At 70.2% G+C, this 11862-nt stretch carries 15 protein-coding genes; 3 read left to right on the plus strand and 12 right to left on the minus strand.

What is annotated here, in order from left to right:
* Positions 1-124: 124 nt before the first annotated feature.
* Entirely contained in the window at positions 125-388 is a 264-nt protein-coding gene (locus P0R32_RS08350) for a BolA family protein (protein WP_276239378.1), read from the plus strand.
* 18 nt (positions 389-406) lie between these two features.
* Here P0R32_RS08350 and P0R32_RS08355 read toward each other — a convergent pair whose 3' ends face one another.
* The 5 genes from P0R32_RS08355 to P0R32_RS08375 form a co-directional block, all read right to left on the minus strand.
* Positions 407-1228, minus strand: a complete 822-nt coding sequence (locus P0R32_RS08355) for an MOSC domain-containing protein (protein ID WP_276236495.1) — start codon at positions 1226-1228, stop codon at positions 407-409.
* 129 nt (positions 1229-1357) lie between these two features.
* Complete coding sequence (gene psmA / locus P0R32_RS08360; protein WP_276236496.1) at positions 1358-2116, minus strand: archaeal proteasome endopeptidase complex subunit alpha; 759 nt, start codon at positions 2114-2116, stop codon at positions 1358-1360.
* A gap of 148 nt (positions 2117-2264) precedes the next feature.
* Positions 2265-2456, minus strand: a complete 192-nt coding sequence (locus P0R32_RS08365; protein WP_276236497.1) for an HVO_2922 family protein — start codon at positions 2454-2456, stop codon at positions 2265-2267.
* A 23-nt stretch (positions 2457-2479) separates the two neighbouring features.
* Complete coding sequence (locus P0R32_RS08370) at positions 2480-2875, minus strand: tautomerase family protein (RefSeq protein ID WP_276236498.1); 396 nt, start codon at positions 2873-2875, stop codon at positions 2480-2482.
* Between the two features lie 37 nt (positions 2876-2912).
* A complete protein-coding gene (locus P0R32_RS08375; RefSeq protein WP_276236499.1) occupies positions 2913-3902 on the minus strand; it encodes a lamin tail domain-containing protein in 990 nt (329 codons plus the stop codon).
* Positions 3903-4109: 207 nt separating this feature from the next.
* Between P0R32_RS08375 and P0R32_RS08380 the strand changes: the two genes are divergently transcribed.
* Positions 4110-6563: a methyl-accepting chemotaxis protein gene (locus tag P0R32_RS08380; protein ID WP_276236500.1), complete on the plus strand. Its 2454-nt coding sequence runs from the start codon at positions 4110-4112 to the stop codon at positions 6561-6563.
* A gap of 21 nt (positions 6564-6584) precedes the next feature.
* Here the strand turns inward: P0R32_RS08380 and P0R32_RS08385 are convergent, their stop codons facing one another.
* The 3 genes from P0R32_RS08385 to P0R32_RS08395 form a co-directional block, all read right to left on the minus strand.
* Positions 6585-7130 (minus strand): dihydrofolate reductase, encoded by a 546-nt coding sequence (locus P0R32_RS08385; protein WP_276236501.1) that lies wholly within the window; start codon positions 7128-7130, stop codon positions 6585-6587.
* Positions 7130-8137, minus strand: a complete 1008-nt coding sequence (gene thyA / locus P0R32_RS08390; RefSeq protein WP_276236502.1) for a thymidylate synthase — start codon at positions 8135-8137, stop codon at positions 7130-7132. The genes P0R32_RS08385 and thyA overlap by 1 nt, the downstream gene beginning before the upstream one ends.
* A gap of 82 nt (positions 8138-8219) precedes the next feature.
* On the minus strand, positions 8220-8753 hold the full coding sequence (locus tag P0R32_RS08395) for a hypothetical protein (protein ID WP_276236503.1): 534 nt from the start codon (positions 8751-8753) through the stop codon (positions 8220-8222).
* Positions 8754-8860: 107 nt separating this feature from the next.
* Here P0R32_RS08395 and P0R32_RS08400 point away from each other — a divergent pair, with 107 nt between their 5' ends.
* Positions 8861-9484, plus strand: coding sequence for an MBL fold metallo-hydrolase (locus P0R32_RS08400; RefSeq protein WP_276236504.1), 624 nt, complete (start codon positions 8861-8863; stop codon positions 9482-9484).
* A gap of 4 nt (positions 9485-9488) precedes the next feature.
* Here the strand turns inward: P0R32_RS08400 and P0R32_RS08405 are convergent, their stop codons facing one another.
* The 4 genes from P0R32_RS08405 to sod all read right to left on the minus strand — a co-directional run bounded on the left by P0R32_RS08405 (position 9489) and on the right by sod (position 11856).
* Positions 9489-9794, minus strand: a complete 306-nt coding sequence (locus P0R32_RS08405; RefSeq protein WP_276236506.1) for a DUF5827 family protein — start codon at positions 9792-9794, stop codon at positions 9489-9491.
* A gap of 73 nt (positions 9795-9867) precedes the next feature.
* Positions 9868-10329 carry a cupin domain-containing protein gene (locus P0R32_RS08410; protein WP_276236507.1) on the minus strand — a complete coding sequence of 154 codons (462 nt, stop codon included), beginning with the start codon at positions 10327-10329 and terminating at the stop codon, positions 9868-9870.
* Between the two features lie 74 nt (positions 10330-10403).
* Positions 10404-11099 (minus strand): MBL fold metallo-hydrolase, encoded by a 696-nt coding sequence (locus P0R32_RS08415; protein WP_276236508.1) that lies wholly within the window; start codon positions 11097-11099, stop codon positions 10404-10406.
* Between the two features lie 157 nt (positions 11100-11256).
* Positions 11257-11856, minus strand: coding sequence for a superoxide dismutase [Mn] (gene sod / locus P0R32_RS08420; RefSeq protein ID WP_276236430.1), 600 nt, complete (start codon positions 11854-11856; stop codon positions 11257-11259).
* Positions 11857-11862 lie beyond the last annotated feature (6 nt).

An 11862-nucleotide genomic window follows, 5' to 3' on the forward strand; every position in this document is an offset into this window, starting at 1 on the left:
AGCGCGTCGGGTGGGGTGGCCGCGCGCCGTGGGTCGGGAGTCGAGCATCGCGTGCCGTGAGTCTACCGTGGGGTGGGGCATCGACCGCTTTTTGCCCGACGCGCGCCCACGTCGGGGTATGAGCATGACCGCCGCCGACGTCGAGGCCGCCATCGAGGCGGGTATCGAAGACTGCGAGGCGACCGTCACGACGCCGCGGGCGCCCGACCCAGACCACGAGGACGCCCACTTCGCCGCCGTCGTCGTCTCGCCGGCGTTCGAGGGGAAGTCGCTCGTCCAGCAGCACCAACTCGTGTACGACGCCGTCGGCGACGCGATGACCCAGGAGGTCCACGCGCTCGAGATAAAGACGTACACGCCAGAGGAGTACGACGAGTACGCGGCGTAGGTCGCTGCCTAGCCCTCGTTACTCGGCTTCGACGCCGAGGATCTGAACTGCGTCGCCGACACGAAGAGATGCGCCGACGCTCGCCTCGGGGACGACGGTGTTCGTCATCAGCCGGAAGTAGTGGTCGAAGCGCCCGCCGCCGCTCCACGCGGGCATCGTCTCTTGCCGCTTCTCGACGAACCGAGTGCGGAACTCGGGGTACTCGGCGCCCGTGTCGGGGTCGCGAGCCGGCACAGCACACCGCTGGCAGGGGTTGACGCCGAGCAAGTCGGCGTCGCCGACGCGGAACCGGACGCGCTCGCCCGGGTCGGCGACGAGGCGGTCCTCGAAGAACGCCTCGTCGCTGGCGAGTTCGACGTTCGGGCGGAGTCGTCGGCGCACCGAGTCGACAGTGAGGTCCTCGTACCACGACGCCACCTCCCGGAGCGTCCCGGTCGCGAGCACGGTCGGTCCGGCGAGTTCGGTGTCGTCGGGGTAGCCGCCCGCGCGGTCGCTGACGATGCGGACCTCGTAGCCGAGGAACTCGCCGACCCAGTCCGCGAGCGCCTCGCCCTCCTCGTCGAGGTGGAACGTGTTGGGAGCGGGCGCCTCGTCGTCGTGGGGAGCCGTGAGCGCGACGGTCCGGTCGTCGAGGTCGAAGTCGGCGCGGACGCGGTGAATCTGCCGCTCGTTCTTCCCGTTCACGTAGTCGCCGTCGGCGTCGAGCAGCGCGAGCTGGCGGTCGGGCGCGAGTCCGCCGCCGGGGGCGAGCGTGGCGGCGTCCACGTCGACGCCGTCGAGCGCCTTCACGGGGTACACGCGGACGCGGTCGAGCGTCGTCGCGAGCGCGTCGTCGGTCATGTCGGTGACCGGGGGCGGCGCGAACCTAAACCGGTCGGTCGACACCCGGTGCGACGGCGGCGCCGCTGGCGGCGTACGGTAGACGGCGCGAGAACGGGGACCGTCGGTCGCCGGGCGACCGGGGCGGGGTTACTCCTCGTCGGTGTCGTCTGCGTCGTCGGTCGGCTCGTCGGACACGAGGTCGAGTTCCTCGACCAACTCGGCAATCTCGTCGGCGGTGAACGCCGTGTAGCCGGACTCCGACACCGTCGCGAGCGACACGTCGTCGTGGGTGAGCTCCTCGTTCGCGTCGAACAGCGCGCGTAGCGCGAGGCCGATGCCGTCGTCGAGGGTCAGCTCCTCGCTCCACTCGTCTTCGAGCAGTTCCTGAATCTGCTGACGGGAGCCGCCGATTGCGGTCGCCTTCCACTCGTGGGGCGTCCCCGAGGGGTCGGCGCCGAACAGGCGCGGCTGTCCGTTCTCGAACCCGCCGATGAGGAGCGCGGCGCCGTACGGCCGGGTGCCACCGCGCTGGGTGTTCTCCTGGATGTGGTCAGTGATGTACTTCGTCAGCGTCTCGACGCCGACCGGCTCGCGGTAGCGCAGGCGGTTGCCCTGCGCCATCCGGCGGGCGTAGTCGATGAGCTGGCGGGCGTCGGCGACGTGGCCGGCGCTGGCAGTGCCAACGTGGTCGTCGAGTTTGTGGAGCTTCTCGATGGACTCCGACTCCATGAGGCTGGAGGACGCCTGCGCCTGCGCCGCGAGCACGACGCCGTCTGTCGTGCGGACGCCGACGGAGGGCGCGCCGCGCGAGACGGCCTCGCGCGCGTACTCGACCTGGTAGATGCGGCCGTCCGGCGAGAACAGCGAGGTCCCGCGGTCGTACGCCTGCTGGTCGTTCCCCCTCATCGGTCACCACCGACGTGAATCGTCGTCGCGAGTGCGGTCATCGCTCCACGGTATGGGGCCACGTCGGAAAAAGCCTCCCTAAACGGAGCTTTAGCGAGCGCGGAGAACCGGCCGAGGGGACGCCCCCGCCGGCGCCGCGCCGGCCCCGCTACTCCTCGACGTCGACGACGGGGGCCTCGCGCGCGTTCGTCTTCACGCTCTCGATGCCCTCCTCGGCCTTCTGTTTGCTCGCGTACCCCTCGCCCGAGTCGGCGATGATGTTCCCGTTTCGGTGGACGAGTCGCCAGCGCCACTCGTCGGCGTGGTCGCGGTACACCTCGAACGTCGCTTTGCTCGACATACCGTCTCTACTCGCGCCGGGCGCTAATCGCTACCGGCTGTCGGCTCCGACTCGTCGGCGTCCCACGAGTCGAGCGGCTCGCCGCCGAGGACGAAGTCCGCGCCAGGGTGTTCGGTGAACACGACGTACACCGTCTGCTCGGGGATGCCGAACCGCTCGCCCAGGGCCGCGGTGAACCGCCGGGCCAACTCGTGCCGCTGGTCGACGGTGCGTCCGGCCCGAACGTCCGCGTTCACGAACGCGACCGGTTCCCCGTCGCCGGCGCGACCGATCCGCGGGTCGGTCTGGGCGACGACGACGCCGACGTGGTCGGTCCCGGTGTCCATCACCTCCCCGTACGTCTCGGCGACCCACGGCGCGAACGCGTCGCGGTCGGCGGCGTCGACCGGAACCGACAGGTCGAATCGGATATGTGGCACGTGGTGACGCAGAACGCGCCACGAGATAAGTTCCGGGTCACGTCGACCGCCGAGCGACGACCGTCCCGTCCGAATCGCGCAGCGTCACCGTCTCGCCGTCGTTGTTGAGTGTGGGTCGACTCCGCCCCCAGTACAGGTCCGTGTCGGTGTCGTCGCCGCCGCCGACGTGGAGCGTGAGCGTCGCGTCGGCGGCGAGCACCGTTCCCTCGGGGAACTCGTAGGCGAACCCGGCGGCGTCGGTCAGCGTCCACCCCGATAGGTCGACCGCGGCGTCCCCGCGGTTGTGGAGCGTGACCGTCTCGCCGTTCAGGTTCTCGCCGTCGTCTCCGGCGGCGTCCGCCGTGATGTCGGCGATTACTACGCCCGACCCGTCGGGGGTGGCCGTGGCGCTTGCTTCCTGAGTCGTCTCGCCGTCCCCCGGGGGAGCGGCGGTGCCGTCGCGGCACGACCACAGGCCGCGGTCGGCGGCCATCGCGCGTTCTTCCGCCGCGTAGAACGAGTCCCCGCGCTCGAACGACGAGTCGTACACGCGAGCCAAGCCACGGTCGACGAGCGCGTAGTTGACCGACCCGCCGTCGTGGTGGACGTACACGAGTAGGCGGTCGAAGTACCCCCGACGCGGTTCGTTCGCGTCGAACGCGATTACGACTTCTTCGCCGAGCAGGCGGTTCTCGACGTAGGTGCTGGCGCGCGCGCCGTACTCGTCGAGACACGCACGCCCCGTCTCGGTGTCGGGGACGCCCTCGAACTCCCCAGGCGTGTTCTCGCCGTACACCTCGGGGGTGTCGACGCCGAGGAGGCGGGCGGTGTCGGTCGTCCCGTTCGCGTACTCGATGCGGACGGTGTCGCCGTCGACCACCTCGACGACGGTCACGCGGACGCCGTCCTCGGGGACCGACGCCGTCTGGGGGGCACCCCCGGATCCGGGTGGGGCGGTCGGGGAGGTGTCGCCGACGGGTCCCGCGAGACAGCCCGCGAGGACGACGAGGAGACAGGAGGCGAGGACGAGTCGGCCGTGGCGGCCCATACCGCGACATCACGACCCAATCCGAAAGCCGTTCGGGAGCCGGCGGGCCGCTGGTGGCCACGACTGTTGCGACGCGTGCGACCGTCGAGCGACGGCCAGTCCGATCCGGGCGACTCAGGCGCGCTCGTGGGGACGTTGACACGTCCTGGTATCAGATCTGAGCATCGAGCACGTAGGGTTATCTGTGGCACTCAAAACCAGCTACACATGACTGCCGACGCCGACGCCCGAGACGACGGGTCGGGCGGAGTCGACGACGGGCCCAGTGGTTGGACCGCGAGACTCGTTCCCGACGCGCTTCGAGCGACCTACCTGCGGAAGTTTGCGGTGTTGACACTGGCGACGTTAGTCGTCGTCGCCGGTGCGGGCGTGGTCTTACAAGGAGAGGTCGCGGCCGAACTGCGCGCACAGAAGCACGCCGAGTTGCAGACGAACGCCCAACTGGAGGCGAGCGATATCTCCGGGTGGTTGGCGTCCCAGCGTCAGACGACCCGCCTCCTCGCTGACGCGACGGCCCCGTACGTCGGGAGCGACGACATCGAATCGTACCTCGGGGGACAGATACTGACGCTCCCGGACACGACGCGAGCCATCCACTACGCCAACGCGAACACTGGTGAGGTGATCGAGAGCACCAGTCCGAGTCGCGTCGGCACCACCTACAGCCACACCGCTCTCGTGTTCAACACGGACGACGACGTGGTGATGGGTGTGCCGTACGAGCGCGACGGCGAGCAGTTGATCGGCTTCGCCAGCCTCGTGCCGGGCACTGAGCGGGCCGTGATCGTGACCGTCGACGCCGCGTCGGTCGCCGAGGGGTTCCACTCCTCCGTCGAGGGCGGCGAGACGCAGGTGGTGGAGGTCGACAGCGGCACCGTCGTCTTCTCGTCGGTCGCCGACCAGGTGTTCACGCAGTACGACGGCAACCAGACCATGGTGGCCAGTTGGGAGACGGAGAACGGCACCCACGAGACGAACGCGACCGTCCTCGGCTACGCGCCGGTTGAGGGCACCGACTGGGTCGTCGTCGAGTCGGCGCCGCAGGCGAACGCCTACGCGCTCGCCCAGACCGTCCAGACGCAGTTCCTGATCCTCGTCGGGCTCGCGCTCGCCGGGTTCGTCGTCATCGGCGGGACCATCGGCCGGTCGACCGGGCGGACACTCCGCTCGCTCGCGCAGCAGGCTGACGCGCTCGCCGCCGGGCGCCTCGACGGCGAGGCCGACGCGGGAGACACCGACCGGATCGACGAGGTCGGGCGGATGCAACAGAACTTCGCCGCCGTCTCCGACTACGTCCGCGACGCCGCCGACCAGGCCGACGCCGTCGCATCCCGGGAGTTCGACGCGCCCGCGATGGAGCGTGACGTGCCGGGGCGCCTCGGCGAGTCGCTCGCGTCGATGGCGACGGACCTGGAGTCGCTGCTCGCGGAGATGGCCGCGACCAACGAGGCGCTGCGCTCGGCCGCCGAGTCGTACGGCGACGGGATGGACCGCGCCGCCGACGGCGACCTCTCCGTCCGGTTGGACGACGACGTGGACAACGAGGCGATGGCGCGGGTCGCCCGCCGGTTCAACGAGATGCTGGCGGAGTTGGCAGCGACGATCGGGCAGGTCGAGTCGGTCGCCGGATCTGTCGCTCGCGCAAGCGAGGAGGCGGACGTCGGCGTCTCTCGGGCGGAGCGCGCCGCCAGCGAGGTGGCCGACTCCGTCGCGGAGATCTCCGTCGGCGCCGGCGAGCAGTCGTCGCACATCGACCGACTCACCGGCGAGATGGGGAACCTCTCGGCGGCGGTCGAGGAGGTCGCGAGCACCGCCGACGACGTGGCCCAGCGGTCCGCCGCGGCCGCCGAGCGCGGGGAGCACGGCGCCGATCTCGCCAGCGCCGCAGTCGAGGAGATGGACGCCATCGAGTCGACGACCGCCCAGACGGCCGACGCCGTCCGTGACCTCGACGACGACGTGGGCGAGATCGGCGAGATCGTCGACCTGATCGACGGGATCGCAGAGCAGACCAACACGCTCGCGCTGAACGCGAGTATCGAGGCGGCCCGCGCGGGTGCCGAGGGCGAGGGCTTCGCCGTGGTCGCCGAGGAGGTGAAGAGCCTCGCAACCGAGACGCGCGAGGCGACGACCCGCATCGCCGCGCTGGTGGAGGAGGTGCAGGCGTCGACGGCGGGGGCGGTGTCGGACATCGAGGAGACGAGCGAGCGCGTCGAGGAGGGCGCCACGACAATCGAGGCCGGTCTCGACGCGCTCGGCGACGTCGTCGAGGCGGTCGAGCGGTCCAACGAGGGCGTGCAGACCATCTCCACGGCGGCGGACGAGCAGGCGGCCACCGCCGAGGAAGTCGTCGCGATGGCCGACGAGGTGGCGACGGTGAGCGAGGAGACCGCCGCCGAGGCGCAGTCGGTGTCGACCGCCGCCGACGACCAGGCGGCGTCGCTGGATCAGGTGTCGAGCGAACTCGACCGGCTGTCGACGCGGGCGGCGGAGTTGGACCGCCTCACCGACGAGTTCACCACCGCAGTCGACGCGGAGGAAGCCGCGACCGGCTCGACCGGTTCGGTCGACTCGGTCGACTCGGTCGACGCGAGCGCGACAGCCGATGGGAACGATTCGGGAGCACAGACGGCACAGACCGACGGCGGCGACCCGCGCTGACCGGCGGTCGCCCCGCCGAGGTCAGCGGGTCCGCTCGTAGGTGACGAAGTCGAACTCCGCGTGGGACTCGCGGGCGCGTTCGCGCCAGGCGGCGGCGTCGAACTCCGGAAAACTGGTGTCCCCGTCGTACGACTCGTGGATCTCTGTCAGCACCAGTCGGTCGGCCAGTGGGAGGAACTGCTCGTAGACGGCGCCACCGCCGGCGACGTACACCGTGTCGACGCCGCGCTCGGCAGCCGCGTCTCTCGCCGCGCGGAGCGCCGCCTCGACGGAGTCGGCGACGACGACGTCCTCGGGCAGATCCGGCTCCGACCGCGAGAGGACGATGTTCGCGCGGCCAGGGAGCGGGCCGCCGATATCGGCCGCGATGGACTCGTACGTCTTCCGGCCCATGATCACCGGGTGGCCCGTCGTCGTCTCCTTGAAGTGCCGCAGGTCGGCGGGGAAGTGCCACGGCATCCCGCCGTCGGCGCCGATGACGCCGTTCGCAGCGACCGCGGCGACGAGCGCGACACGAATCTCGTCGCTCGCCCCCGGCGCCGCGGCGGCGTCGCTGTCCTCGCCCATCACTCCGCGACCGCGAACTCGATCCCCGGGGCGGGGTCGTAGTCGAGCAGTTCGATGTCCTCGAACGTCAACTCGTCCAAGGGTTTGTCCGCGACGCGGAGTTCGGGTCGCTCGCGCGGGTCGCGCCCGAGTTGGCGGAGCAACCCGGGGACGTGGTCCTTGCGCTCGTCGCCGTCGGCCTCCGCGGGCGCGCTCTCCTCGACCCAGTCAGCGAGTCGCTCGTAGTCCTCGCGCGACTCGGCGTCCGCGAGCCCGTCGGCGAGCATCGAGCGGGTGTCGGCGTCGCCGTACCAGTCGCCGCGCTCGCCGGTGCCGCAGTACACGTGCGCGTCGACGACGCTGTGGGCGAACGTCCCCGGCTCGAAGCCGGTGCGCTGGGCGACCGCCGTGAGGAGGATGGAGTAGGCCGCGATGTTGAACGGGATGCCGAGTGCGAGGTCGCCCGAGCGCTGCGTGAGGTGGAGGTTGAGGCGGTCGCCCTGCACGTTGAACACGAACGTGTAGTGGCACGGCGGGAGCGTCGAGACGGTGGCGTTGGCGGGGTGCCACGCGTTCACGACGATACGCCGGGAGTTCGGATTCTCGCGCAGGGTGTCGAGGACGTACGCGATCTGATCGAACGTGCGTTCGTCGTCGTTCAGCCAACGGTGGCTGTTGTCGGGCCAGGTCTCTCCCTCCAGGCCCTCCTCGGGGACGGGGTAGCGCCGCCAGAAGCGGCCGTAGGCGGTGTCGAGGCGGCCCTCATCGTCGGCCCACGCGTCCCAGATGCCGGTCTGCTCGCGCAGGTCGCGGATGTGCTCCTCGCCCGAGAGGTACCACAGCAACTCGTAGATGAGCGAGTTCCAGCGGAACCCCGAGAGGTCCTTCGTGGTGAGGAGCGGGAAGCCGTCCGCGAGGTCGGCCTCGTAGTGCGCGGAGAACGCCGACAGCGTGTCGACGCCGGTCCGGTTCGGCTTGTACGTGCCGTCCCGGATCACGTCCTCCACGGTGGAGAGGTACTGCTGCATGGTCGCGTCGTTCGGCCCGGGGGTGAAAACCGTATTGGGAACTGGTCGTCCGCGACCGCAGGGTCGCCGTCGCGGACCGGGGTCACAAGTCGCAGTCGAAGCACCAGAACGCCTCACACAGCCGCTCGTGGCGCTCCTCGTCGACCCCGGGGACGGCGGCGAGCTCCGCCATGTCGCAGTACGGTCGGTTGCGCTGGATACGCGCGAACAGCTCCTCGTCGAACCCCCGAAGCGCAGTCACGCGGGTTGGCGGCACGACGTTGATCTCGGTCCACAACTCCTCCCACGCCGGGTCTCCCGCGAACACCTCGTCGGCGCGCAGCGCTCGCTCGTGGGCCTCCTCGACGCCGCACCCGGCGGCGCGAAAGCGGATCTCGTTCAGTTCGTGGTGGAGGATGTACCGCTCGTACGGCCGGAGGTACTCGGTGATCCACACCTCGTTCGGAGGGACGCCCTCGCGTCGAGCGGCGGGCGGTGCGATCTGCTCGCCGTCGTACTCGACGTTGTAGAAGGCGTTGTACCGGGCCATTCGCTCGTGCGGCTTGTACACGATGTCCCAGCCGCGGGCTTCCATCTCCTCGCGGGGGTCGATCGCGTCCGGGTCGTACTCCGCCATACGCGGCTGTTGGGGCGGGCGATTGCTATCGGTTTCGCCGCGCCGGACCCACCAACCCCCACGCCGCGACGGGAACCCCCAAGACCCGTCGTCGCCAACGTCTGACCATGATCCACAACCTCGCCGCGGGCGTGCAGGCGTTCACGAGCAACGCGTTCCTCGTCTCCGGCCCCGCGAGCGCCGACAGCCCCGCCGCGAGCGACGACGGCGACCACGGCCGTCGCGTCCTCGTCGACACTGGGTCGAACTTCGACATTCTGCCGCTCGTCCGGGAGCGCGTCGACGACCTCGACGCCGTCGTCCTCACCCACACGCACCACGACCACGTCGGCAACGTCGAGGCCGTCTGCGACGCGTTCGGCGTGGAGACGTGGGGGTTCGACACGAGTCAGCCGAACGTCGACAACGCCATCGCCGACGAGGCGACCGTCGAGATGGGGCTCGGGAGCTACGAAGCACTCCACACGCCCGGGCACAAGGACGACCACCTCTGTCTGTACGACGAGGACGCGAGCGTCCTGTTCGCCGGCGACTTGATCTTCCAGAACGGCGGCTTCGGGCGGACGGATCTGGAGGAAGGCGACCGCGCGGCGCTGATCCGGAGCATCGACCGCGTCCGCGAGCGCGTCGGCGGCTCCCTGGCCGAGATGCACGTCGGGCACGGGCCCAGCGTGCTCGACGCGCCGTTCGACCACGTCGAGTTGGCGGCGCAGGCGGCGCGGATGGGGTAGGCGGTTACTCGTCGGCGTCGTCGGCGTTGCTCGACAGGTCGCCGTCGCGCTCCACCCCGTAGTACCCCGGCTCGTCGTCCGTGCGCGGTTCGGCGACGACGAGGTCCTCGGCGTTGGTCATCACCCACGGGATCGCCCAGTCGAGGAGGATCTCTTCGGTCCCCTCGTCGATCTCGGCGTCCGGCTCCAGTCCCTGGAGCAGGCGCGCGATCTCGTAGACGGTGTACATCTGGTCCGGCTCGAACAGCTCCTCGGGCGTGTAGAAGTCGCAGGGGTACAGCGCGGAGAACTCGTCCTTCTCGATCGGCATACCCAACGTAACAGTGTCGCGGCGCTAAAGCCCGGCGGCTCGCGGTCGTCGTTGGGTCCGCCCGTGGAGGCGCTTACGTCGGGAGGTCCGCCTCGGTGCCGCACTCGGGGCACTCGAACGCCATCCCTTCCTCGGCGGGGATCGCGGCGAGCGCCTCGTGGCCGCACTCGCGGCACTCGACGGGGACGCGGACCTCGGTCGAGTCGGCGGGTGCGCCGAGCGCGAGCGCCTCCACCGGTTCGTCGCCGTCGTTGCTCCCGGTCTGGTACTCGCCGGGCGCGAACCGGATCGCCTCGCCCTCGTCGACCACGACCGTGTCGTCGGGCGTCTCGAACGTCGCCGTCCCCGAGAGGATCACGAACAGCTCCTCTTGGTCGAGGTGGGTGTGCATCCCCCCGGAGAACCCCTCGCCCGGCTCCAACTGGTAGTGGTTGATCGCGAGGTCTTCGGCCCCGAGCGCTCCCGTCAGTCTCCGCACCGACACTCCGTTCCCGAAGCCACTCTCCTCGACCGCGTCGATGTCGACGTGTTCCATCGAGTGCACCGTCGGACGGCTCCGGCATGAATCGTACGCCGTCGGCAGTCGACGGCGACGCGCACCGCTGCGGGTCAGTCGAGGTACTGCGCCGCGAGCGAGTCGTACACGGCGGCGATGTCGTCGGCGGTCGCCGCGACACTGCCGCCGTGGAAGCAGTGGACGGTCTCTACGTTCAACTCCGCGAGCCGAGCCACCGAACGCGTCGCCTCGGCCTCGTCGGGCGTGAAGTGTTCGGCGAAGCCGACGAGCTCGCCGTCCTCGACGCGCAGCGCGTCACCCGCGAGTAACAGGCCGACATCGGGAAGGTGGAACGCGAGGTGCCCCGGCGCGTGGCCGGGCGTGAACACCGCGCGCATCGGGCCGGCGTCGGTCCGGAACGTCACGCCGTCTTGGAGCTCCACGTCCACCGGGACCGCGGGGTAGCGCCCGTCGTCGGGGTCGCTCTTGATGGGGAACTCGCGCCCGTCGACGAACGGCGCCGCCGCCTCGTGCGCGTACACGACGGGGTCGTCGCCCGCGTCGACGACCGCCGAGAGCGACCCGGCGTGGTCGCCGTCGTGGTGGGTCAAGACGACCCCGTGAACGTCTGCGATGTCGAGGCCGTGGGCGGCGAGCGCGTCCGCGATTTGCCCCTCCTGCCCCGGGATGCCGGTGTCGACGAGGAGGAGTCCCTTCGGCGTCTCGACCGCCGTCGGGCGGATGACTACGTCCCCGTCCGGTCGCTCGATGGTGAGGTCAAGCGCGTACACACCGTCTGCGAGGTCCATGTCCAGTCGCTCGGTCGCCGCCGCCGTAAGTCCGAGTGTAGCGCCACGCGAGGCTCCGTGGACGGCCCCTCACGCCGGCGCCGTCGCTCGGCGGGGAGCGTCGAAAGAAACGCGAGAGTCGCTCGGACCCCTCCGGGTCCGTTCGTCGTCGTCCGACTTACTCGAAGAGCTCGACGGCCTGCTCGTAGCGGGCGCTGGGCTCGTTCCAGTCGACGACCTCGAAGAACGCGGAGACGAAGTCGCCGCGGGCCGGGCCGTAGTCGTAGTAGTACGAGTGCTCCCACACGTCGAGCGCGAGGATCGGGTGACCGCCCCAGATCGCACCCTGGTCGTGCTTGTCGACGACCACGTTGCGGAGCTGGTTGCTGAAGGTGTCGTAGACGAGGAGTGCCCAGCCGGACGCGTTGCCGGCGGCGGCCTCGAACTCGCCCTTCCACGCCTCGTAGGAACCGAAGTCCTCGGCGATGCGGTCCGCGAGCGCGCCAGACGGCTCGTCGCCGCCCTCGGGGCTCATGTTCTGCCAGAACAGGTCGTGCAGGATGTGACCCGACGAGTTGTGCGTGACGTTGCGGATGGCGCCCGCAGACGAGCCGAAGTCGCCGCTCTCGCGGTTCTCGGCGAGGGTCTCCTCGGCGGAGTTCCAGCCGTTGACGTAGCCCTGGTGGTGGGTGTCGTGATGCCACGTCAGCACCTGTTCGCTGATGTGCGGTTCGAGGGCGTCGTAGTCGTACGGCAGCGGATCGAGTTCGTAGCTCATGATTGA

The sequence above is a fragment of the Halobaculum marinum genome, assembly GCF_029338555.1.
Lineage (GTDB): Archaea > Halobacteriota > Halobacteria > Halobacteriales > Haloferacaceae > Halobaculum > Halobaculum marinum.